Source organism: Dehalogenimonas sp. THU2, from assembly GCF_039749495.1.
Classification (GTDB): Bacteria; Chloroflexota; Dehalococcoidia; order Dehalococcoidales; family Dehalococcoidaceae; genus Dehalogenimonas.
In genome coordinates this window covers 50,914-73,505 of record NZ_JBDLLU010000010.1, presented here as the reverse complement: position 1 = coordinate 73,505, position 22,592 = coordinate 50,914, and the positions used below count along the sequence as shown (strand labels likewise).

Genomic DNA, 22,592 nt, shown 5'->3' with positions numbered 1-22,592 from the left:
AATATACCAGATACGCACCCTCTGTGGCAACTTGCTGATAGATTATCAACATTCACACCTATGGCTTTTTGTTATCCGGGTTAAGTTTATGACCCACAGCCAGACACGGGGAAATTGACGTTCCGGCGTTTTGGGGTTACAATAATAAATATAGGAGACTAACGAATTATGCCTATCTATGAATATCGTTGTATGGATTGCCGTAAAAAATTCGATCTGCTGCGTCCGATGAGCCAATCGATGGATCCAGCGGAATGCCCGACTTGTAAAGGCCAGGCGAAGCGCATAGCTTCCACTTTTATGGCCAAGGGTTCCGGTGGTCAGAGCATCGGCGGCGGGGGTGGCTGCACAAGCTGCTCTTCTTCTTCCTGCGGCAGCTGCCACTAGAAAGTATAGCTAGTCGCCCGGTGACGCCCTTAGGAAATACCCGCTAAAGCATAACGTCCTTTCGTTCCGGGACAGATCCTTCGTTTTCTAAAAGAGACCTTCATATGAAGGTCTCTTTTTTGTAAGGGAACTGAAATTACCAACTTGCTCTCCTACCGGACTAGAATAAGATTTGAAAGTCCAGGTACGTGAGGAGCAGCATGGCCGACGAACACGTTCATCACGGATCCCAGCCGCCCGCCGGCGGGCATGGCAGTCATAAACAAACCGGCGGCCGCCACGCCGGGCACTCCGTGGCCGACTTCGCGCGGCGCTTCTGGGTTTCGCTGGCGGTCACCGTTCCCATAATGGCTCTGTCGCCCCTCATCCAGGACTTCCTCGGCTTCGAACTCGTTTTCACCGGCGACGCCTATGTCCTGTGGGCGCTGTCCGCCTTCGTCTACGTCTATGGCGGCTGGCCGTTCCTCTCAGGTCTGAAGCGGGAGCTTGGGGAACGCAATCCAGGCATGATGACCCTCATCGCCCTGGCCATCTCCGTCGCTTTCTTCTATTCCAGCGCTGTGACCTTCGGCCTTGAGGGGGAGGTCTTCTACTGGGAGTTGGCCACCCTGGTCGATGTCATGCTACTGGGCCACTGGATAGAAATGCGCTCCATCATGAGCGCCTCGGAAGCGCTGGAAAAACTGGCGAGGCTGCTGCCGGCTGTCGCTCATCAATTATCGGCCGGAGGCAAAGCCGAGGATGTGCCTATCGGCTCTTTGGTCAAAGGCGATACGGTGCTGATTAAACCCGGCGAAAAGATCCCGGTTGATGGAGATGTCATTTCCGGCGAAAGTGCCGTCGATGAATCGATGCTCACCGGAGAATCCATGCCGGTGGAGAAGAAAGCCGGAGGCCGGGTCATCGGCGGAGCGGTCAACGGTGAAGGTTCGCTGACGGTTACGGTGAATCGCACCGGCACGGAGTCGTACCTTGCCCAAATGGCGCGCCTGGTTGCGGTAGCCCAGGGCGCCAAAAGCCGGGCCCAGGATCTCGCCGATCGCGCGGCGCGCTGGCTGACTTTCATCGCTATATCCGCCGGCGCGCTTACCCTGATCGCCTGGTTATCCTTTAGCGACGAACCGGTCGTCTTCGCCGTGGAGCGGATGGTCACCGTCATGGTCATTGCTTGTCCCCACGCCCTAGGACTGGCGGTGCCGCTGGTCGTGGCCGTATCCACGGGTATCTCGGCGCGTAACGGACTGCTGATCCGCGACCGTAATGCCTTCGAACGCGCCCGCGCTATCGACGCCATCGTTTTCGACAAGACCGGCACGCTGACGCTGGGTAAATTCGGCGTGACCGATGTCGTTCCTCTCAATGAGCGCTTCGACCGCGACGAACTACTGAAACACGCCGCAGCAGTGGAGTCGCACTCTGCGCACCCTATCGCTCGCGGTATCATCGAAGCGACGCCGGAGGCTTACGAGGTTGCGGATTTCAAATCGCTCTCGGGCCGCGGGGCCCGGGGCAAGGTCCAAGGCCGGGAAGTCATAGTCGCCAGCCCCGGCCACGTCGAGGAACTCAAACTGGCCTACGACCGCCCGAAAGTCGATGCACTCTTCAAGCAGGGCAAGACCGTCGTCTTCATCGTCATCGACGGCGCCGTCGCCGGCGCGGTGGCACTGGCCGACATCATCCGGCCGGAGTCCCGCCAGACCGTCGAGGCCTTGAAAAAGATGGGCAAACGGGTGGTGATGATGACCGGCGACCGGGAGGAAGTGGCCCGCTGGGTGGCTTCGGAGCTGGGACTGGATGAGTACTTCGCCGGTGTGCTGCCGGAGGAAAAAGCATCCAGGATAAAAGAACTTCAAGGCCGTGGTCTGTCGGTAGCCATGACCGGCGACGGCGTCAACGATGCCCCCGCCCTGGCCCAGGCCGACCTGGGCATCGCCGTGGGCGCCGGCACCGAGATCGCCCAGGCCACCGCTGACATCATCCTGGTCCGTTCCGACCCGGGTGATGTACTCTCCATTTTCGAACTGTCGCAAGCCACCTATCGCAAGATGCAGCAGAACCTCGGCTGGGCGACAGGGTACAACGCCCTCGCCATTCCAGCAGCATCCGGAGTCTTTTACAGTTTCGGAATTCTTTTAGTCCCGGCAGTCGGCGCGGCGTTGATGTCTCTCTCAACCGTCATTGTGGCCGTCAACGCCCGGTTGTTGCGCTTCAAACGAGACTAACTACTTGAGATTATGAGAGTTATACTAAGTGTAGGGAATAATCGAAGAATTTGCCTAAAACATAGAGGATTTTCGAGAATAATTAGGAGGGTAAATTGAAAAGTGTAGCATTGGCGGTTGTGGCATGTCTATTGTTGTCGATCACAATATTGACCGGTTGCAGTACAGATATCCCGGTCTATTCTCTCAATCAAAAGTTCACCCTAAGTCCAGGAAAGTCGGCGGTGATCGAATCTGAGGATATGACCATCACTTTCGATAAAGTACTCAATGATAGCCGTTGCCCGGAAAGCGTGACCTGCATTTGGGCAGGACAGGTTCAAGTTCTGGTAACCATAGAACTCGATGGCAGAAAGGAAACTTTAACACTAACCCAATCCGGACTTACTGGCGATCCGGCATCTCAATTATATGAAAAATACGTGCTGGAATTTAATATCTCTCCATATCCTCAAACAGAGCAAACGATACGAGTGGCGGATTACAGGTTGGAAATTACAGTCAGAATCTAATTTTAATCCTTTTTTTATTTTGACTTCCGTTAGCTAAATGGTAGAGTATATAAAAACCATCTGACTTTGGGCGCGCCTTGAAACTGTGCGAAATTCACTGTTTGACGGCCGACAGAAGTCAGAGGTAATAAAGAAAAGGAGATCATCATGAAGTACCTGGTATCCGGAGATCAAGTGACCCCAGCAGCTTCACACAAAGACCAGATCAATTTTCTGGAATGCGCTAAAGAATGGGTGGAAAAGAGCAAGGCAGATGGAAAACTTGATGCCGCTTATAGTTTCCCAGACGGCGGCGGTATGTTCGTCCTGGATGCCAAAGACCATGAAGAACTGATGCGGTTGCTCCTGAATTTCCCACTGAGACCATTCAGCAATCTGGAAATTCGTCCTCTTCTTGATTTCAACACAAGTGCCAATATCACCATAGAAGCCTTGAAACCTTTCGTCTAATTTTCGAATCAGTTTATTAAAGAAAGCCCCTCCCTCATAGGAAGGGGCTTTCTTGCTGCGTTCTCGGTCCCAACACAATACTATCAAGATAATCATGTCTCTTCTTTCTCACCAAGTTTAACAAATCCTTGCTAAGCGCTTGAACTTGAGATATACTTCTTTCCCAAAGTAACATACGGGTAAAACTGGTTGGGAGGTAGTTTTCTGTGGATAGTTCAACCTTTCCCAAGTGTCAGAAATGCAAAGAAGGTGATCTGGTACCATTGTCGGATTTCGGTAACCAGGGCGCCGCAATTCACTACAAGGCTTGGGTGTGCACCAATCCGGAATGCGGCTACAACCTGAAGATCCGCAACGGTGACGTCTATATCAATGAGCCTATCGGCAGCGGCGTCAACAACATGCGGCAGCGCAACCCGGTCAACTATTAGACCGGGCCGGTTCTCCCATGTTCGGCCGCCTTCTGGACAACCGTGAGAAAGTCCTGGATTTCTTTTTCCCCCGCTACTGCCTGAGTTGCGGACGAGAAGGCGCCTATTTTTGTCAGCGCTGTCGCGCCGCCCTGCCATTCCAGTCGCCGCCCTATTGCCCAGATTGCGGCAAGAGCCTGGATCACCATCCGGACTGCGACGATCTAGCCTCGGAACTGCTGGCCCTGCATTCCGTCTTCCGCTTCGAGGGCGTCATCAAGAAAGCAGTCCATCAGCTCAAATACCAGAACCTGCGCGACCTCGCCACCCCCCTCGGCGGCTATCTAGTCGATTACCTGAAAACCAACGACCTGCCCGGCGATGCTCTCGTGCCGGTGCCCCTGCACAAATCTCGCCTGCGGGAACGCGGTTACAATCAGTCCGAACTTCTGGCCATCGTGATGCACCGCCTCACCGGGTTGCCGGTATTCCTCGATGCGATACAGAAAGTCAGGCCGACCCCGCCCCAGGCCGACAGCGCCTCCGTGGATCAGCGACGCCTTGCGGTAGTTGATGCTTTCCGGTGCTATAATAAATTAAAAGGCCGCCGCGTCATCCTCATCGATGACGTAGCCACCTCCGGCGCCACCTTGTCCGCCTGTGCCCGGGCGCTTGCCACCGCCGGAGTAAGTGAAGTCAGGGCGCTGACGCTGGCCAGAGAAATTTAATTAAGGTTCGAGGAGGCATCCGTGGAAATCATCATCACCACCAAGAATCTCACCCTAGACGAGAAAACCCGTGCCCAGATCGTGCGGAAATTCGACAAAGTTGGCCGCCATCTGCCCCAGGCCCGGGAACTACGGCTCGAGCTCATTGAAGAAGCCACTAAAGCAGCCAAGGACCGCTTCGTGGTTCGAGGCATTCTGGAAGTACTGGGGCCGGTCATGACCGCCGAATGCCGCGCCGCCAGCCTGATTACCGCTATCGACCAACTGGAAGGCGTTCTCGACCGCCAAGTGCACGACTTCAAAACCAAGAACACCGACTTCGACCGCGAGAGCCAGCGCTTCGGAGCGGCCACCTATACCGAAACCGAACCATTGCCGCCGATTATCTCAGAGGAAAGCGAGGTCAGTATCGAGGTCGAACATTTCACACCCAAACCAATGAGCCTGCCCGATGCAATCGCCAACCTTAGTGAGACTAAAGACGATTTCCTCCTTTTCCGGAGCTCCAAGGGCGGGGTGAGCCTGTTGCACCGGCAGGAATTGGGTGGATTCAAATTGATAGAAATAGAGGCGGTGTAAAGCACCTCGAACTTGTCACGTTCGAGATTACACATGCATCAGTTCGCGCTTCAAATTTACGGCTTACGACGGAAAAATCGTAACGCACTGTTTTAGAAATCCAAAATTATGTCGGGGGCATTATGAAACGAAAAAGGTCCGATCCTGAGACCGGGAACAAACCAAAATACGACATTGTGGAATCGGCCGCCGGGTGGGTCGGCATTGAAGTCACCGGCAAAGGTGTCAAACGCGTCACCCTACCCATAAAAAAACATGAAGATGTTCTAGCCGAATTTGGCATCGAACAACGTGACCTGACCACTGGCGCCGGCGGAGCCGGCCTCGCCGACCGGTTGAAACACTTCTTCCTGGGTGAACCGGTGGTCTTCAAAGAAGGACTTGATCTTACCGGCACCACCGAATTTCAGCAGGATGTTTACGAAGCTGCCTGTCGAATCCCGTTTGGAGAGACTAAGAGCTATGGTGAATTGGCCAAAGATATCGGCAAACCCGGCGCCGCCCGCGCCGTCGGCCAGGCGTTGGGAGCCAACCCCCTGCCCATCCTCATCCCCTGCCACCGAGTGGTCGCTGCCGATGGCGGTTTGGGGGGGTTCACAGGAGGCGTCAGCGCCAAAAAGAAACTATTGGAGATGGAGAAGAGCGGAAAAGAATCGCGCCAACAGACAAACCGAGGAAGCAGGATCGAAAGGGATACTACCCCTTCCCCCTCACCCCCCGGAACTCCGCCGCATACCTGTCCATCAATCCTTCCGACGCCAGACTGTGATAACAGTTATCACCGATGATGATGTGGTCGAGTGTCCGGATATTCATCGTCGCCGCCGCAAAGACCAGATCCCGGGTGATATCCCTGTCCTGCTGGCTGGGCGCCGGTACACCGGAAGGATGATTATGGACGAAGATCATGGCAGCGGCGCCGTGACGCAATGCGCCTTCAACGACTTCCCTGACCCACACCACTGAAGCATTGACGGTACCCCGTGAGTGATCTTCGATCTCAACGATCTCAACGACCCGGTTCTGGTTGTTCAGGTAGATGACTTTGAAGACTTCTTTTTTCAGCCCACACATCGACGAATACAGGTAATCATAGACCTGCTGCGGGGTGGCGCAGTTTTCCGGCCACTTCTGTTCGACGGCCTTCGTTCTCAACAATTCCTGAGCCGCCTCGGCGATCAAGCGTATGGCGACCGAATTGGCCGGACCGATGCCGTCAACTTCCTGGAGGTCATCCGCCGAGGCTTCCAGCACCCCCCTGAGCGTCTTGAACTTCTTGATCGCCGCCTTGGCCGCGGGTTTGCAGTCGCGCCGCGGCGTGCCGAGCGTGAGCAATAGTTCAACCGCTTCATAGTCGGCCAGACTGGACAGACCCATTTTCCGGAATCTCTCCCGCAATCGATTGCGGTGACCTGCGATCGTGTTTTCAGTTGCTTTTATTGTTTCAGACATATGATTAGGGGATTACTTTAACAGTTTTGGGGGTACATGTCACCATCCAACCTAGGAGCAACCAGCAGTCGCCCTCCCCATTTTAATATCTCGGCACACTCCCGCCACACTTGTTCAATTCCTCGCGTGCCCACAACTCAAGTGCTATCATAACCCCAGGGTACTTTGAGGAACTTGCGCTTGAGTCTGACACCACGCCTCCTGTTGCTCCTGGGCATCATTGCAGTCTCGTTTGCCGCCATCTTCATCAGGCTTGCCGATGCTCCACCCCTTATCATCGCCGCCTACCGTCTCGGTATCGCCTCACTCCTGATTTTGCCCTTCACCCACCGGCGGATGATCACCTCAGTGAGATCGCTTCCCCGGCGAGAATCTCTGCTCATCATCCTGGCGGGAATCTTCCTGGCCGCCCATTTCGTTCTTTGGATCACTTCTTTGCAATATACATCGATTGCCAGTTCGGTCATCCTCGTCACCGCTCATCCGGTGTTCGTGGCTGTGGCTTCCTACTTCCTGTGGAAAGAAAGATTGAACCGGCTGTCGATCGCCGGTATCGTCATCGCCCTGGCCGGCGTAGTCATCATCGGCCAGGGGGAATTCTCGTTCGGCTCGGAAGTATTTCTCGGTAATGCCATGGCCCTCGTCGCCGGCTTGCTAGCCTCCTCTTACCTTATGGTCGCCCGGGCTCTTAAAGATCGGATAGACGCCGTCAGCTACCTGTCTTCCGTTTACGGAGTTGCCGCTATCATCTTAGTCACCTTCGCCGTTATAGCCGGATTAAGCTTCACCGGCTATACGGAGACTACCTACCTGATGCTGCTCCTGCTGGCGGTCATTCCCCAATTACTCGGTCACTCCAGTTTCAACATGGCGGCTAGGGTCATGCCGGTCACCCTTGTTTCCGTGGCTATTCTGGGCGAACCGGTCGGGGCAACCCTCCTCGGTATCATCATCCTCGGCGAATGGCCCAGCTTTGCTGAAGTCATCGGCGGGCTGGTAATTCTTACCGGTATATATTGCGTACTCAGAGGCGGACGGATTTGGCTTCAGGCTCCCGGTTAAAATTTCGCCAATCCGTTGATCTTCTGTTCATGTTGAAGTGCTATGCTTTTCAAGGAACAATACCTGAAAAACGACAGGGAGCTTAACCTGTTATGATCCACAACGAAAAACGGCGCCTCGGGCTGGCGGTGGTGGCCGGTGGGTTGGTGGTTGCCGCCGTGATAATCATTTCGTCGCTGCCGGCGGCCACCATCATCATCAATCAAACCGTTATGGATCAAGCCTACGAGACCAGCAACGGGTTTATCTTACGTGAGGTCACCGTCTCTCAGGGTGACAAATTCAATGTGAAATTATACTCGTTTCCCTCAGCTGGAATGTCCTGGTCGGCTCGCATCGATGATTTCAAAATAGTTAAACAGCAGGGCCCCAAAGAATATTCGGGAAGTTCACCGATTTCCACCGGCGGACCGGGCATGGAAAAGTGGGTGTTCAAAGCAATCGCTGAAGGCGAGACTACCATCATCATGACCTACGGGTCTGTCGGCCTCACCGGTCCTCCTGCCCGAAACACACTGGAATTGAAGGTGACGGTGAAGTGCTCCCTCTCGTGTCTTTATCCACCGGGTCTGTCATCCTTGAGCGAAGCGAAGGAGCTCGATGCTGCATCGCACTGACGCCGGTGCGTCCAATCATAACCGTTACCCGTTTTGAACCTTAATTATTTGGATATTCGCACTTGTTTTCGGATTTCGAAATTAGATATTCGGATTTCCCGCCTCAAGCGGGGGCGGGACGCCGCGGCGCCCCGGATGGTATAATAACCCCCGGATTACCGCATGTTCACTCATCTTCACGTTCATACTGAATTCAGCCTGCTGGACGGCATGTGCCGCATTCCGGTGCTGGTCGCCCGCGCCAAGGAACTGGGCATGACCGCCCTGGCCATCACCGACCACGGCGCCATGCACGGCGTTCTCAAGTTTTACCGGGAGTGCAACGCCCAGGGCATCAAGCCCATCATCGGCTGTGAGGTTTATGTCGCCCCCGGCGACCGCACCGCCAAGACCGCGGCGGACAAGAACCATCGCCACCTGGTACTCCTGGCCAAAAATCTCACCGGCTACCGCAACCTCCTACAGCTCGTCTCCCAGGCCAATATCGACGGCTATTACTACAAGCCTCGCGTCGACAAGGAAATATTAGAAAAATACCGCGAGGGACTGGTCGCCCTGTCCGCCTGTCCCTCCGGCGAGGTGCCCCGCCTCATCCTGGAGAACCGCCTCGACGAGGCCCGGCAGGCCGCCATCTGGTACCGCGATAATTTTGCCGGCGATTTCTATTTCGAGATCCAGCGCCACCCGATGCCGGAACTGGACAAGATCAACGCCGGATTGATCAAACTTTCGCGGGAACTGGGCATCCCGCTGGTGGCCACCGGGGACATCCACTACGTCAGCCGCGAGGACGCCCCCACCCACGACCTCCTGCTGTGCATCGGCACCGGCACCACGCTCCAGGACACCAACCGCCTCCGGATGCAGGCGGACTCCTTCTACCTGAAGAGCGAGACCGAGATGGCCGAGCTTTACCGCGACCTGCCGGAAGCTCTGGAGAACTCCAATAAAATCGCCGATATGTGCGACCTGACACTGGAATTCGGCCGGCTGCACCTGCCGCAAATCGACCGCCCGGATGGCATGAGTTCGGACGAGTATGTCGCCAAACTGTGCTACGATGCTCTGCCGAAGTATTACCCCGATGCCTCCGATGCGGTCAGGGAGCGGCTGGCTTATGAACTGGACGTCATCGAACAGACCCAGTTCGCCGACTATTTCCTGGTTGTCTGGGACATCATCCGCTTCGTTGGCGAACGCGGCATCTACTTCGGCGTTCGCGGCTCGGCCGCCGCCTCCATCGTGCTGCGCTGCCTGGGCATCACCGAGGTCGATCCCCTGGAGTATTCCCTTGTATTCGAGCGCTTCCTGAACATCGAACGCAAGGAAATGCCGGATATCGACATGGATTTCCAGGACGACCGCCGCGACGAGGTCATCGAGTACGTCTCGGGCAAATACGGCCTGGACCATGTAGCCCAGATCATCACCTTCGGGACACTGGGCGCCCGCGCCGCCATCCGTGACGTCGGCCGTGCCCTCGGCATGAACCTGCCCGATGTCGATAAGGTCGCCCGGCTGGTGCCTTTCGGCCCCAACATGACACTGGAAAAGGCCCTCGATGAAACCGCCGAGCTGCGCGAGGCCGTGGCTAACGATGGCACGGTGCAGAAACTGATCGATACCGCCCGCCAAGTCTCGGGGCTGTCGCGCCACGCCAGCACCCACGCCGCCGGCGTGGTCATCTCCAAGGACCCGCTGGCGCTTCACGCGCCGCTTCAGCGCCTGAACCGGGAGTCCTCCACCGGCGGCAAGGCGGACCTGGTCATGACCCAGTTCCCCATGGAGGACATCGGCCTTATCGGCCTGCTCAAGATGGACTTCCTGGGCCTGGCCAACCTCACCATCCTGTCGCGGGCGCAGCAGATCATCGGCAAGCGCACTGGCGTACCGCTGGACGTCCACCATATACCCCTCGACGACCCCAAAACCTTCGATCTCCTGGCCGCCGGTGAGACCATGGGTGTCTTCCAGCTGGAAAGCGTCGGCATGAGGCGCTACATCAAGGAACTCCAACCGACCCATTTTACCGATATCGCCGCCATGGTGGCCTTGTATCGCCCCGGCCCCATGGAGCAGATCCCCCGCTTCATCCGCTCAAAGCACGGTGAGGAGCCCATCACCTACCCCCACCCCGCTCTGGAGGATATCCTCAAGGAGACCTACGGCGTCATCGTCTACCAGGAACAGGTGCTGTTCATCGCCCGGGCTTTCTCCGGCTATTCGCTCGGCCAGGCGGACATCCTCCGGAAGGCCATGGGCAAGAAGAACGCGGAGGTGATGAAGAAGCAGAAGCAGAACTTCATCGCCGGCGCGCTCAAGAACGGCTACACCGAGGAGCTGGCAGAGGAGATCTTCGGCCTCATCCTGCCTTTCGCCGGTTACGCTTTCAACAAGGCCCACGCCGTCAGCTACGCCCTGATCGCCTACCAGACGGCCTACCTCAAGGCCAATTACACCGTAGAATATATGACCGCCTTCCTGGCCACCCAGCGCGACGTGGCGGAGAAGGTCTCCGCCGCCGCCGCCGAATGCCGCCGCCTGGGTATCGAACTGCTGAGGCCGGACGTCAACGCCTCCGAAGTCAATTTCACCATCGAGGAAGGCGAGAGCGGTCCTGCCATCCGCTTCGGACTGGCCGCAGTCAAGAACGTCGGCGAGCAGGCAGTAGCCCCCTTTGTCGAGGAACGGCTCAGGAACGGCCCGTACCGCGGTATCAAAGATTTCTGCCGCCGCGCCGACGCCGCCGGCATGAACCGGCGCGTCCTGGAAAGCCTCATCAAGGCGGGCGCCTTCGATTCTTTGGGCGACCGCGCCACCCTGCTGCATAATGTAGGCCGGGTACTGGACTTCGCCGACCGAGAGCGCAAGATCAAAGAATCCGGCCAGGGCACCCTGTTCGACCTCTTCGGCGGTGTCGCCGAGGTCGCCACCATGCCGCTGGAACTGGAACGAAGCAGCGTGGCTGAAAGCGAGCTTTTAACATGGGAGAAGGACCTCCTGGGCATATATATCTCAGCCCACCCATACAGCCGTTTCGCCGCCAAGGTCGGCAACGACACCACGGCGCTTTGCGGCGACGTGACCGAGGAGCTGGAAGGCCAGGTGGTCACCCTGGCCGGCATGGTAGTATCGGCGCGCACCTCGCAAACTCGCGACGGCAACACCTTCGCCACCGCGGAACTGGAAGACCTCAACGGCCGGATCGAGGTCGTGGCCTGGCCCCGTCTCTACGCCCAGACCAAAGACCACTGGCAGGAAGGCAATGTGCTGCTCGTCGAGGGCAAGGCCGTCTTCCGCGGCGACAGCGGTACGATTCATGTCGATGCGGTACGCCTCTACCAGCCCGGCGCCGGCGAGGATATCGAGGCCGGCCAAATGGTAAGAGTCAAGCCCGCCAGCGGCAACGGCTTCAACAACCGCGGCGGTTTCCCACCCCGGCAGTTCAATGGCCCTCCCCCGGCCAAAAAGACCACCGCCGCCAAACCCAAAACCGCCCCGGCCGCGGCTGGTGCCGTAGCGGCGGCCGCGGCCGTTCAGACTCAAACTCAACCAGAGAAGGAAACACCGCGAGCTATGTCCCGCCGTTTGAGTATCATACTATCCCAGACTGAAAACCCGGACGCCGACCTGAAGTTGTTCAACCGTGTTTTAGATGTCCTGAGCATCTATCCCGGACCGGAAAACATCGCTTTGCAGGTGGCTTGCCCCGGCCGTGTGTACCATCTCAAAATGCCGCAGGTCCGGGTGACCTGCAACGATGAACTCCTGAACGAGCTGGAAACGCTCCTTGGGAGCGCCGGCAGTGCGAGGTATGAGAGCAATGGACACTAAATGGGAACCCGCCGCCACCGCATCCAACGAGTTCGCCGCCACGCTGTGGCGCGACATACTGGTTGACTCGGGTATACCGGCTTATATCGAATCGGCCGGCACCGCCACCTTCCTCCAGGTAGCCTCGGCCCTGATGCCCATGCGGGTGATGGTGGCCCCGGAACACCTGGCCGAGGCTAAAGCTATTCTGGCCGATGTGGAAGAGGTGGATAAGGCGCCGTCCGATGAACCGCTCGATGGGTAAACGGCTCTTGAAAGCCGCTCGCTGGGGTCTGGTGCTGGTTATGCCGCTCCTCATCACCAGCGCCGTCATCGCCTTCGCCGTCAATTTCCAGCCGTTGTATGAATACGGCTTCGACCGTTACGACGTCGGCGCTACCACCGGCCTTGACGATGCTGAGCTATCCAAAGCCGCCCGCGGCCTGATCGGCTATTTCAATTCCGGCGACGAGCTCATCGACGTCACCGTCATCAAGGACGGTCAGTCTTTTACTCTTTTCAACGAGCGTGAGGTCATCCACCTATATGATGTGAAGGGGCTGATCCAGTTGGACTACGGGGTGCTGGCGGTGAGTTTCATCTACACGGCGCTGGTGGCGGGGATAACGCTCTATCGCCGGGAACCGAAACGCCTGGCGGCGCCGCTTTTCTGGGGCGGGGTGTTCACCCTGGCTCTCGTCATCGTCAGGGCGGCCATGGCCATCGCCGATTTCAACGCCTTTTTCACCCAGTTCCACCTCCTGAGCTTCGCCAACGACTTCTGGCTGCTGAACCCGCGCACGGATTACCTCATCATGATGTTCCCCGGCGGCTTCTGGCGGGACGCCATGATCTTCGTCGACGTCATAATCCTTAGTGTAACGATCACCCTCACCGTCATCGGCTGGCGTAACCTCACCATCGATCGAAAATCATCGTAGGGGGCCGGTTCGTCGATTGCCGATGACCGCCTCTATACAAGATTAGGAGACGATATGCAAGATATCGAACGTTTCATCGCCGGCTTCCGTGCCTTCCAGAAAAACTACTTCGGACCTGAAGGCTCGCAGTTTGATATCCTCAAGCACGGCCAAAACCCCTCCACCATGATCATCGGCTGCTCAGATTCCCGGGTGGATCCGGCCATCCTGACCAACTGCCAGCCCGGGGACATCTTCACGGTCCGCAACGTCGCCAACCTGGTGCCCCCATACGAGGAAAACGGCGGCTATCACGGCGTGTCCGCCGCGCTGGAGTTCGCCGTCTGCCGCCTGGGGGTGGAACGCATCATCGTGCTGGGACACTCTCAATGCGGCGGCATCGGAGCGCTAATGACCGGCGACTGCAGCGCGGAGGGGGCGGGCTTCATCGGCCGCTGGATGTCCATCGCTGCGCTGGCGCGGGAGCAGGTCATGATGTCGCTGCCGGGCAAGGACGCTGCCTTACAGCACCGCGCCGCGGAACAGGCCGCAATTCTACTGTCGGTGGAAAACCTGCGGACCTTCCCCTTCATCGACCAACGCGTCGCCGCGGGTACCCTGTCGCTCCACGGCTGGTATTTCGATCTGACCGCCGGCGAACTCCTGGAATATCAGCCGGAATCGGGCGTCTTCATAAAAGTCCCGGGTACCAAATAATCTTCGACCGCAATGGAAACGACGAACCAGTCTCAATAGCCCCCTAACGCAGGGAATGGACGTCGATGGCGGATTTTTCCAGCGGCTCCCGCTCGAACAGCTCGGCGAACTCTGCGGGCAGCCCGGCCACGATATCCTCGATCTCCCCCTCTGATACCGCTTCCACCACAGCCCCTATCACCCTGCGACTGGTAACGATAGCCTCATGGAAGTTCAACTCCAGCCGGGAAGCTACCCGGTTGTAGAACTCCTCTAGTGGGAACTGCTGCGCCGGTTCGTCTTCGACGATGGGGAAGGTCAGTTCTCCCGGCAGCTGGGCCGCCAGGTGTTTGCGATGGATCCGGGTAAGCCGGCCGCCCAGGATTTCCAAAATCACTTCGGTGATCCGTTTGGCGTCCCGCGCCGATGTCTCGCCGATAAGCTCCTGCACGCGGCCACTGAATTCCTGGTATTTCATTTTCTTCCTCCGGTTGGGTGATACCAGGTAATTATCACCGGCATCCGGCCGTGGGGGCATTCGTATTACTACGTAATTTATAGGCGATGGACACCTAACTTACCGGCCTGCGCTACGTGATATTCAGGGCGTTAACCGGTATCGCGCGTTAAGGGGAACTCCCCCAACCGGGTGTAAACCGCCCCGTCTGGCAGCAACCGGCTCTGCATCAGGCTGACCGATGCCACCGGTATGGCCAGGCCGGGTTCGTATTTTATCGCCGCCAGCTTTTCGGCCAGCGCCGAGCGCGCCTCAGGACTAACATCTTCCCTCAACCGCGCCAGGGTCAGGTGGGGTGAGAAAGCGCGTTTCTCGGTCGGGAAGCCCAGCGGAGAAACCTGTTCTTCGACCGCCTTTTGCACTTGTTCCAAGCTCTCCAAGTCTCCGGTGAGGCCACACCAGACCACGTTCAGCCGCTTCAGGTTGGGAAAAGCCCCCACCCCCGCCATCCCCAGCTCGAACGGGGCGATGCCCTCGACCGCCCGGGCGATGGTGTTTTTCACTTCATCGATGCGCTCCGGCACCACCCAGCCCAGGAATTTGAGCGTCAGGTGAACGCTTCCCGGCGCCACCCACTTGATGCCGCCGGCCGGTTCGACCGCCAGTTTCTTTTGCAGCGCCCCGATCTCCCGTTTTACCGCCTCTGGCAGCTCCACGGCGATGAAGGCGCGGATGGGTTGTTCATCAGTCATCGATGTTGCCCAGCAGAGTTATCGCATTGCCGCCCAGCATGGCTTTCAGGGTATGCGTGGATAGGCTAAGCGTCTTCAGTTCATCCAGGCACCGCCGCTGGCCTAAGAGCGGCCAGTCGGAGCCGAAGAGTATCTTATACTCCCCCACCAGATCCGCCGCCCGTTCATAGACGTCCGGCCGATACAAAAAGGGGGTAGCCGCGCTGTCAAACCAGGTGTTCTGCAAGGCTTCTTTCACCTCGGGCATGAGGGCGTAGAACGGCAACCCGCCGCCCCAATGGGCCAGCACCAGCTTCAGCCTGGGGTATCGTTCGATAAAAGGCAAAAGGACTTGCGGCGTCACCGCACCCTTGCCGGGGTAACGGTGCCCCACTGGCTCGTCGGCGTGACACGAGAGCACCAGGTTGTTAGCCATAAGAGTTTTGACCAGGGGGGTCATGACCGCCTGGTCGGCGAGGTCGAACCCCTGGACGTCCGGCCGCAGTTCCCCCACGCCCCGCGCCCCCGCCGCGGCGCAGCGCCGGATCTCCTCGATGGCTGCGTCACCCGCCAGCGGCTGCACGCAGATGAAGGGGATGAGGCGCTCGGGGTATTGTTGCGCTGCTTCCAGCAGGTAATCGTTGGTCTCCACGCAGCGTTCATTTGAAGTCCAGCCGATGTTCTGGATGACGGCCTTATTGACGCCGCTTGAGTCCATCTCTGCGATGAGTTCGTCCGCCGTCCGCAGCTTCGCCTTGGTGTCGCAGTAGAGCATACCGAAACACGGGTCGGCATCGGCGTATTCCCGCCGCCGGGCGATCAGCGTCGGGGAAAAGACATGAGTATGAAAATCGATTATCATTTTTAAAGTGTAACAGGTGGCAGGGGCGGCTACAATGGGGGAAAAGCGAGTATTTTTGAGGAATGTATTGTCTTTAAGCCTGAGGGTATATATAATATAAATCTAAAGCATATGTATTTAACAAGTCAATAGCGCCGCTGCCGCATAGAATGACCAGTGATGGATTTATCGGTTGTTGAAGGAGTCATGATATGACCGTTGATTTATCCGCCGAACAAAGAATTGACCGGTTGCGCCGTTGGAACATCGTGGTCGGGCTAATCCTCGCGACGCAGGCGATTGCCATTGCCATCCTTACCAACGACTTCGCTCTACCGGTGACCGCCACCTTCATGAGCGGTCCCCCTGGCACGGCTCCTGAGCTTCACCGCCTGTTCGATATCCTCACAGGCTGGGGTGTTTTCACTTTTCTGGCTATCTCGTCCGGCGCCCTACTGCTCATGGCTTCGCCCTGGGTCTTCCCCTGGTACAAACGCAACCTCCTCCAAAACCGTAACTACGGCCGATGGATAGAGTACTTCTTCAGCTCTTCCATCATGATCGTCCTCATAGCCCAGATCACCGGCATCAGCGATATCGCCGCCCTGCTGGCCATTTTCGGCGTCAATGCCGCTATGATCCTTTTCGGTCTGTTACAAGAAAAATATGAGCAACCAGGCAGGCCGGGGTTGCTGCCCTTCTGGTTCGGCAGCTTTGCGGGCATCATCCCCTGGCTGGCTATCGTCATCTATGTCTGGGCGCCCGGTCTCGCCGCCTCGCCGCCTGGATTCGTATACGGTATCATCATTTCCCTGTTCGTCTTCTTCAACTGCTTCGCCGTCAACATGATCCTCCAGTACCGGAAAATCGGTCCCTGGCGCGATTACCTGCACGGCGAAAAAGTGTATATCCTCCTGAGCCTCACGGCCAAAGCCCTCCTGGCCTGGCAGGTATTCTTCCCGGTATTGCTCCCAGCCTAGCGTTAAAAGCCTTTTTACAAGGAGGTCGAGATGCCGGTAAAAGTGATCACCGACAGCACCTCGGATATCCCAGAGGCGCTCGCCGATGAACTGGACATCGCCGTTGTCCCGATTTACGTACGCTTCGGTCAGGAAACTTTCCGCGACGGTCTCGATATCAGCCCAGGCCAGCTTTATTCCCGGCTGACCACCACCGAGGCGCACCCTGCTACCTCCCAGCCCAATCCGGAAGACTTCATCACGGTTTTCCGAAAACACTCCGGAGACGCCGAAGGCATCGTCTCGATCCATATCTCCTCGAAGATCAGCGGCACCTTCAACTCAGCGTCCATGGCCCGCAAATCGCTTGACAGTAGTTTCCCCATCGTAGTTATCGATTCCAAATTCAACTCCGCCGGGTTAGGCCTGGTCGTGCGGTCCGCCGCCCGCAAGGCTAAGGCAGGAGGTTCCTTCGCTGAAGTTGTCGCAGAGGCCGAGCGGGCGATAGCAGAAACGAAGATGTTCGGCCTATTCAAAACCATGAAGTATCTGGCTCGCAGCGGGCGGGTCAATAAAACCATTGCTGCCGCTTCGCATTTTCTTAACGTTATGCCCCTGCTCACCTTCCATGACGGAGAGATCACCCGGGCCGGCCTCGTACGCAGTCTCAGCCGCGGCATAGACCGAATCATCGATTTCGTCAGGCATAATCTCCCGGTTACCGAACTGTCCATCGTTCACAGTCAGGTTCCTGATGAAGCTGCCCGATTGAAACAACGGTTGACCGAGTTCATCGAAGATAAGCTGATAACGGTCTCGGAAATGGGCGCCGGGCTTGGGGTTCACGGTGGTCCGGGTGTCCTGCTGGTGGCTGTCAGGACCGGCGGCAGTCAGGAATGATATATGGATATCGCTAACGCCCTCATACTCTCCGGCGTGATCATCTTCCTTTACATGACCGCCATGTTCACCGTAGCGGTTCAGCGTCGGGACAATTCGGTCGCCGACATCGCCTGGGGCCCCGGTTTTATACTAGTCGCCGGCGCCGCGTTCATCGTCGCCGAAGATTACCTGGTCAGGCAGGCTTTGGTGTTGGGCACGGTAACAGTTTGGGGTCTCCGGCTGGCATCACGCATCTACCGGCGCAACCGCGGCAAAGGAGAGGATCCCAGATATCAGCAATGGCGCGAGGAATGGGGTTCCAGCTGGATGTTGAGAAGCTATCTTCAGGTATTCCTTCTCCAGGGCTTTTTCATGTGGCTGATATCCCTGCCTGTCGTCGTTATCATGGCTGTCTCATCAGACTCGCTGGGATGGCCGGACCTCTTGGGCGGCCTGGTGTGGCTCATGGGTTTCCTTTTTGAAGCGGTCGCTGACCGGCAGCTGGACAATTTCTTGAGTGACGAGACCAACCGGGGCAAGATCTTACAAAGCGGACTTTGGCGTTATTCCAGGCACCCCAACTACTTCGGTGAAGTGTTCCAGTGGTGGGGCATCTTCCTTATCGCCCTAAGTATCCCGGGCGCCTGGTGGACCATCGCCGGCCCGCTCACCATCACATGGCTGATTCTGTTCGTCTCCGGAGTTCCGCTCCTGGAAAAATCCATGCGCCGGAACCCGGAGTTTCGGGAGTATGCCAGCCGTACCAGCGTATTTATACCCTTGCCGCCCAAGCAATAATCATTTAGATCTTATGTAACACCCACTCAGAAGTTGAGGAGGCCGCATGAGTTTTATAAAAATCGCCCTGCTTTACGTCATCACTTTGGTGATCTTCCTGGGAATCGATTTCCTCTGGCTGGCGGTGATCTCCAAAAACTTCTACCGGGAACACCTGGGCAACCTGCTCAAGGATTCCTTCAACCTGGCCCCTGCGCTGATCTTCTACTTCATCTATATCGTGGGTTTGATGGTATTTGTGATCATTCCGGCTATCGATGCCGATTCTTTACTCCGGGCCGCCGGCCTCGGCGTTCTTTTCGGTCTGGTCGCCTATGCCACCTATGATTTGAGCAATCTGGCCACCTTGAAGGGCTGGCCGATGACCGTCGTTGTCGCTGACCTGCTGTGGGGTATGTTCATCAGTGGCATCGTATCTGTAGCGGGTTTCATGGCCGGACGCGCCATTAGCTGAACTGGTTGATCCCGTTACAAGCCGCCGATGCGCCCGAGAGCGGCTTCGACCCCACTTCTCAGCGTCTCCCGGTAATCACCCGACCCGACCCGGTCAAGGGTGGAGGAGGCCAGGTGGTAATATCGCCCGGCCTCCTGAATATCTCCCATATCTTCACAGGATTTGCCCAGATTCAGATATAAAGAGGGATAGAAACTGAAAACCCGCGCATCCCCGGCCGCCTCGGCTGCTTCCAGTGCCCGCCGGTTCCAGAGCATCGCATCGGATGCGGTTTCCTGGTACCTGGCCAGGTAATGCGCGGCGATACACTCCTCAAAGCTGTCCTTCCGGATTTCCCATGCCCGGACGCACAGTTTCATAGCCTCCCCCGTCCGGCCTTCCATTTCCGCCTGGATGCATTCGGCGCACAATTTAACTACCGGGTTGTCAGGATCGATGTCCATACGGTATCCCCTCAGTTGACCTGCCCCGTCGCCTTGCGCTAACCAAAATCCTGTTATATAAAGGATTGAGCGGAAAAAAGGAGATCGCCATGTTACTGACTATCGCCATCATCCTGGTTATCCTGTGGGCCCTGGGTCTCTTCGCCTTCAGCCTGGGGGCGCTGGTCAATATCGCCCTGGCTCTAGCCCTGATACTGATAATCGTCTGGTTGATAAAGAAGATTGGGAGAGTCTGACACCCGCGTTCGAGTGGCGAAGGAATCGAAGGTACCCCCTCACTCCTTCGACTTCGCTCAGGACAGGCTTTAATCCTCTCCCCGTTGGGGAGAGGAAATTACGCGATATCCATCGATAGACAATAGACGCTCAGATCGTCACATTGTTCAAACCACGGCAATGCGGGCACCTTATCACGATATTCTCGATTTTCTCGTCAGCCAAACCTTCGCATAAGACTGTTTTACAGTTGCCGCAAAGCACGTTGATCTGGCCGTTGCTTTTGAATACCGGCGGGGTCTGGGAGCTTAAAATTGTTCGCCGCGTATTCGGCGCCGGTTCGTCGATGAGTACCCCGGTAATATCTGCCACGTATGATCTCCTTATTATTGTGTTATCAGTGTTTATTTGTAAATGAGTCGGGTTAAACGCTAAGCGAGCCCCGAAATCCCCTGGCGCCATAGTATGAGTCCGCCCCGTTGTGATACACGAAGACAGTATCGTAGCGGCGATCGCAAAAGAGGGCGCCGCCGAGTTTTCTGATATTGGCAGGTGTTTTCACCCAGCTCGACGTTTTCAGGTCGAATTTCCCCTTTTGCTGCAACTCCCGGTATTGTGCCTCGGTCAACAGCTCGATGCCCATATCGGCGGCCATATCGATAGCGCTATTTGCCGGTTTGTGCTCTTTCCGCGACTCCAGCGCCGCACGGTCGTAACAAACGTTTCTGCGGCCGTCGGGGCTTTCCGCCGAACAATCATAAAAAATATATTCGCCGGTCTGCTTGTCCCGGCCGACAACATCCGGTTCGCCGCCGGTCCGCTCCATCTCATTGAGCGACCGCAATTTTTCCGGATTGTCTTCCAGCTTGAGCTGCACTTCAGCCCATTCGAGACCTTTATGGCGGTCCATGTTTTTCTCAAAACGGGCCTTCAGTACGCCGAGCAGTTCTGCCCTTCGCTCCTGTGGCAACTCGTTTTTATGTTCACTCATGATCTTTGTGTCCTTTCCGGGTCAGACGGCGTTTACCTTACAACTTACGATTATATTACTCTCCGGGCCATCCGGCCAACCGGCCATTGACCGGGTAACGGAGCGGGGGATTGTTTCTCCCGCAGTGCTTCTTTCGAGAAACAATCCCAATTTTTCACGATTGGGAACCGGCGCTCCAATCGTGGGATTATTTGGAAGAAACAAATAACTCAAATGAAACAATCCCTCTGCCCGCTGGTGCTGCGGGCAACTCACGCGAAAACAATTAATTGAAAAGGGTTGTTTTTCGACAAAACAAATGCCGCCGAGACCTCTTCCCAGCCCTTTTTTGATCGCCGGACGGGCCGGCAGAGGTTGTTCCCGCAAAGCCGACATATGCAGTTTTCAAGGTCCGGTCCGGGGCGTGCGGGGGCAGTCTCCGGCCAACATGCGGGAATTGTTCTTCAAGGCGAAAACAATTGAAACAATTCACCTTTTAAGCTGTCAGCGGTCAGCCATCAGCCGTCAGGTTTCAGTTTACGGACCGCCTGGCGGGAGATACGTGTGCTGTCCGGAAACGAATGAAACGAATCCCATGCCGCGTCAATGGCGACAAAACCTGGGGTATTCCGGATCACGGATTCCAACAATGCGTTCCTTTTCTCCCACATGATCTGCCCTGACGGTTGCTCTCGCGATGCGGGAGAGCATGGCTTGAGCCTTAGTCTGACGGGGAGAACATATGATAACACACCGGTACTCGTGGGCTGTCAATGGGACTTTGGCGGGTTTTCAAAATATTTATTGGGGGGGGTAATTCATCACGTTTGACAGTTCTTCAATCGGAAATTACACTGGTATTGCCATGCAAAGACAGTTAATTGCCTTCGTACTGTCGGCGATATTGATCCTGTTTACCGGATGTACGGAAGTCTCCCGCCCGGACGATGGGAAGCAGCCCCCGCCCCCAACAACCAGCATCCCAACCACATCACCTCCAACATCTTCACCACCCATCTCCACGCCGCCTCCACCTACCACCGCAACGGGTATCGACAGCGACAGGGACGGCATCCCCGATCATATCGAAGCAGAACTGGCTTCGAAATTCGCGCCGGTGGTGATGCTGCATCCTGACGACGCGTACCGACCGGGCGATATCTCCTGGTACCTGGAACGGGTGAGGATGAGGTTCGATGTCAGGATGGGGATTGACGAACAATTGCTGAACTTGGGGCAGGTAAATATCACATCCCTGGTTTCTCAGGCTACAAAGGGGTTTTCGTCAGGACTTTCACCGGCACGGACCGATTTCTTCCTGGAGCAGACGGATGCGAGCGGAGGTGACAACCTCGACGCTTTCCGGAGCCAGACGCGGAGCGGCACAGCGGCGGCGGGCTGGGAGTGCTACGTACACGTGAGGCCTGCACCGGGCATGACGGGGATGATCGACGTCCAGTATATCTTCTTCTATCCCTATAACGGCGACCTTGCCCCAACCGACCAGTTAGAGAGTGCACACGAGGCGGACTTCGAGCATATCACCGTCCGGTTGGAGCGCGGCGGAAGTACGATTTACCGGATATTCTATTCCGCCCATGACACCGAGGGAAAGTGGTACGGCCAGGCGACCTCGGCGGGGGCGCGGGATGGTTACAGTTTGAGCGCAGACGGCAGGCCGGTGGCGTATTCCTCCATCGATTCTCACGCGTCGTACCCGTGGGCGGGAACGTGGGTGAGGAACAACCTGCCCGATGATTTCACCTCTGGCAATGGTCCGGTTTGGGACTGCGGAGTATCGGTGGTGAACTTGGGTGAGAAGGAATTCCCATCTGGAAACGCTGTGTGGATACAGTATTCCGGGCATTGGGGGGAGATCGGGACGGTGAGTTTTACCACCGGGCCTTACGGGCTGGCGTATCAAGGTTGGTGGGAGTTGGATAGGTAGCGGGGTGAAGAGGATGACCCTTCGACAGGCTCAGTGCGAACGTTT

Annotated in this window: 27 protein-coding genes; 20 read left to right on the top strand and 7 right to left on the bottom strand. The window is 56.8% G+C overall.

The window, feature by feature from the left end:
- Positions 1 to 168 precede the first annotated feature (168 nt).
- The 8 genes from ABFB09_RS06675 to ABFB09_RS06640 all read left to right on the top strand — a co-directional run bounded on the left by ABFB09_RS06675 (position 169) and on the right by ABFB09_RS06640 (position 6,076).
- Entirely contained in the window at positions 169 to 387 is a 219-nt protein-coding gene (locus tag ABFB09_RS06675) for a zinc ribbon domain-containing protein (protein ID WP_347000723.1), read from the top strand.
- 347 nt (positions 388 to 734) lie between these two features.
- Entirely contained in the window at positions 735 to 2,609 is a 1,875-nt protein-coding gene (locus tag ABFB09_RS06670) for a copper-translocating P-type ATPase (protein WP_347000736.1), read from the top strand.
- A gap of 95 nt (positions 2,610 to 2,704) precedes the next feature.
- Entirely contained in the window at positions 2,705 to 3,121 is a 417-nt protein-coding gene (locus ABFB09_RS06665) for a hypothetical protein (protein WP_347000722.1), read from the top strand.
- A 147-nt stretch (positions 3,122 to 3,268) separates the two neighbouring features.
- Entirely contained in the window at positions 3,269 to 3,571 is a 303-nt protein-coding gene (locus ABFB09_RS06660) for a muconolactone Delta-isomerase family protein (protein ID WP_347000721.1), read from the top strand.
- A gap of 206 nt (positions 3,572 to 3,777) precedes the next feature.
- Positions 3,778 to 4,002: a hypothetical protein gene (locus ABFB09_RS06655; protein WP_347000720.1), complete on the top strand. Its 225-nt coding sequence runs from the start codon at positions 3,778 to 3,780 to the stop codon at positions 4,000 to 4,002.
- A 17-nt stretch (positions 4,003 to 4,019) separates the two neighbouring features.
- A complete protein-coding gene (locus tag ABFB09_RS06650) occupies positions 4,020 to 4,709 on the top strand; it encodes a ComF family protein (protein WP_347000719.1) in 690 nt (229 codons plus the stop codon).
- A gap of 21 nt (positions 4,710 to 4,730) precedes the next feature.
- Complete coding sequence (locus ABFB09_RS06645) at positions 4,731 to 5,288, top strand: HPF/RaiA family ribosome-associated protein (RefSeq protein ID WP_347000718.1); 558 nt, start codon at positions 4,731 to 4,733, stop codon at positions 5,286 to 5,288.
- 122 nt (positions 5,289 to 5,410) lie between these two features.
- Complete coding sequence (locus ABFB09_RS06640; RefSeq protein WP_347000717.1) at positions 5,411 to 6,076, top strand: methylated-DNA--[protein]-cysteine S-methyltransferase; 666 nt, start codon at positions 5,411 to 5,413, stop codon at positions 6,074 to 6,076.
- Here ABFB09_RS06640 and radC read toward each other — a convergent pair.
- A complete protein-coding gene (gene radC, locus ABFB09_RS06635) occupies positions 5,985 to 6,740 on the bottom strand; it encodes a DNA repair protein RadC (protein ID WP_347000716.1) in 756 nt (251 codons plus the stop codon). The genes ABFB09_RS06640 and radC overlap by 92 nt on opposite strands.
- A 180-nt stretch (positions 6,741 to 6,920) precedes the next feature.
- On the opposite strand from radC, the gene ABFB09_RS06630 reads away from it, so the two are divergent.
- From ABFB09_RS06630 to ABFB09_RS06605, 6 genes are all read left to right on the top strand, one after another.
- On the top strand, positions 6,921 to 7,802 hold the full coding sequence (locus tag ABFB09_RS06630; RefSeq protein WP_347000715.1) for a DMT family transporter: 882 nt from the start codon (positions 6,921 to 6,923) through the stop codon (positions 7,800 to 7,802).
- A 92-nt stretch (positions 7,803 to 7,894) separates the two neighbouring features.
- Complete coding sequence (locus ABFB09_RS06625) at positions 7,895 to 8,419, top strand: protease inhibitor I42 family protein (protein ID WP_347000714.1); 525 nt, start codon at positions 7,895 to 7,897, stop codon at positions 8,417 to 8,419.
- Between the two features lie 162 nt (positions 8,420 to 8,581).
- Positions 8,582 to 12,253, top strand: a complete 3,672-nt coding sequence (locus ABFB09_RS06620; protein ID WP_347000713.1) for a DNA polymerase III subunit alpha — start codon at positions 8,582 to 8,584, stop codon at positions 12,251 to 12,253.
- Positions 12,243 to 12,497, top strand: coding sequence for a DUF2007 domain-containing protein (locus tag ABFB09_RS06615; protein ID WP_347000712.1), 255 nt, complete (start codon positions 12,243 to 12,245; stop codon positions 12,495 to 12,497). Before ABFB09_RS06620 ends, ABFB09_RS06615 begins: the two co-directional genes overlap by 11 nt.
- On the top strand, positions 12,478 to 13,173 hold the full coding sequence (locus ABFB09_RS06610; protein ID WP_347000711.1) for a TIGR01906 family membrane protein: 696 nt from the start codon (positions 12,478 to 12,480) through the stop codon (positions 13,171 to 13,173). The genes ABFB09_RS06615 and ABFB09_RS06610 overlap by 20 nt, the downstream gene beginning before the upstream one ends.
- 54 nt (positions 13,174 to 13,227) lie before the next feature.
- Entirely contained in the window at positions 13,228 to 13,869 is a 642-nt protein-coding gene (locus ABFB09_RS06605; RefSeq protein WP_347000710.1) for a carbonic anhydrase, read from the top strand.
- A gap of 43 nt (positions 13,870 to 13,912) precedes the next feature.
- Here the strand turns inward: ABFB09_RS06605 and ABFB09_RS06600 are convergent, their stop codons facing one another.
- The 3 genes from ABFB09_RS06600 to ABFB09_RS06590 all read right to left on the bottom strand — a co-directional run bounded on the left by ABFB09_RS06600 (position 13,913) and on the right by ABFB09_RS06590 (position 15,898).
- The gene (locus ABFB09_RS06600; protein WP_347000709.1) at positions 13,913 to 14,326 is read right to left on the bottom strand and encodes a DUF2267 domain-containing protein; all 414 of its coding nucleotides are present in this window, start codon (positions 14,324 to 14,326) and stop codon (positions 13,913 to 13,915) included.
- A 131-nt stretch (positions 14,327 to 14,457) separates the two neighbouring features.
- Positions 14,458 to 15,057, bottom strand: coding sequence for an RNA 2',3'-cyclic phosphodiesterase (gene thpR / locus ABFB09_RS06595; protein ID WP_347000708.1), 600 nt, complete (start codon positions 15,055 to 15,057; stop codon positions 14,458 to 14,460).
- Positions 15,050 to 15,898, bottom strand: a complete 849-nt coding sequence (locus tag ABFB09_RS06590; RefSeq protein WP_347000707.1) for an amidohydrolase family protein — start codon at positions 15,896 to 15,898, stop codon at positions 15,050 to 15,052. The genes thpR and ABFB09_RS06590 overlap by 8 nt, the downstream gene beginning before the upstream one ends.
- 191 nt (positions 15,899 to 16,089) lie before the next feature.
- On the opposite strand from ABFB09_RS06590, the gene heR reads away from it, so the two are divergent.
- The 4 genes from heR to ABFB09_RS06570 are packed head-to-tail and all read left to right on the top strand — an operon-like array spanning position 16,090 to position 18,970.
- Positions 16,090 to 16,857 carry a heliorhodopsin HeR gene (gene heR / locus ABFB09_RS06585; RefSeq protein ID WP_347000706.1) on the top strand — a complete coding sequence of 256 codons (768 nt, stop codon included), beginning with the start codon at positions 16,090 to 16,092 and terminating at the stop codon, positions 16,855 to 16,857.
- A 30-nt stretch (positions 16,858 to 16,887) separates the two neighbouring features.
- Positions 16,888 to 17,736, top strand: a complete 849-nt coding sequence (locus tag ABFB09_RS06580) for a DegV family protein (RefSeq protein WP_347000705.1) — start codon at positions 16,888 to 16,890, stop codon at positions 17,734 to 17,736.
- Between the two features lie 3 nt (positions 17,737 to 17,739).
- Positions 17,740 to 18,516 (top strand): DUF1295 domain-containing protein, encoded by a 777-nt coding sequence (locus ABFB09_RS06575; protein WP_347000704.1) that lies wholly within the window; start codon positions 17,740 to 17,742, stop codon positions 18,514 to 18,516.
- Between the two features lie 46 nt (positions 18,517 to 18,562).
- The gene (locus ABFB09_RS06570) at positions 18,563 to 18,970 is read left to right on the top strand and encodes a DUF2177 family protein (RefSeq protein WP_347000703.1); all 408 of its coding nucleotides are present in this window, start codon (positions 18,563 to 18,565) and stop codon (positions 18,968 to 18,970) included.
- 14 nt (positions 18,971 to 18,984) lie between these two features.
- Here the strand turns inward: ABFB09_RS06570 and ABFB09_RS06565 are convergent, their stop codons facing one another.
- Positions 18,985 to 19,413 (bottom strand): hypothetical protein, encoded by a 429-nt coding sequence (locus ABFB09_RS06565; protein WP_347000702.1) that lies wholly within the window; start codon positions 19,411 to 19,413, stop codon positions 18,985 to 18,987.
- Positions 19,414 to 19,502: 89 nt separating this feature from the next.
- On the opposite strand from ABFB09_RS06565, the gene ABFB09_RS06560 reads away from it, so the two are divergent.
- The gene (locus tag ABFB09_RS06560) at positions 19,503 to 19,649 is read left to right on the top strand and encodes a lmo0937 family membrane protein (RefSeq protein ID WP_347000701.1); all 147 of its coding nucleotides are present in this window, start codon (positions 19,503 to 19,505) and stop codon (positions 19,647 to 19,649) included.
- A 130-nt stretch (positions 19,650 to 19,779) separates the two neighbouring features.
- Here the strand turns inward: ABFB09_RS06560 and ABFB09_RS06555 are convergent, their stop codons facing one another.
- Together ABFB09_RS06555 and ABFB09_RS06550 are read right to left on the bottom strand one after the other, a co-directional pair.
- On the bottom strand, positions 19,780 to 20,001 hold the full coding sequence (locus ABFB09_RS06555) for a Com family DNA-binding transcriptional regulator (RefSeq protein WP_347000700.1): 222 nt from the start codon (positions 19,999 to 20,001) through the stop codon (positions 19,780 to 19,782).
- A gap of 52 nt (positions 20,002 to 20,053) precedes the next feature.
- Entirely contained in the window at positions 20,054 to 20,620 is a 567-nt protein-coding gene (locus ABFB09_RS06550) for a DUF4256 domain-containing protein (RefSeq protein WP_347000699.1), read from the bottom strand.
- 844 nt (positions 20,621 to 21,464) lie between these two features.
- Between ABFB09_RS06550 and ABFB09_RS06545 the strand changes: the two genes are divergently transcribed.
- Entirely contained in the window at positions 21,465 to 22,547 is a 1,083-nt protein-coding gene (locus ABFB09_RS06545) for a Vps62-related protein (RefSeq protein ID WP_347000698.1), read from the top strand.
- The last annotated feature ends 45 nt before the right edge of the window (positions 22,548 to 22,592 follow it).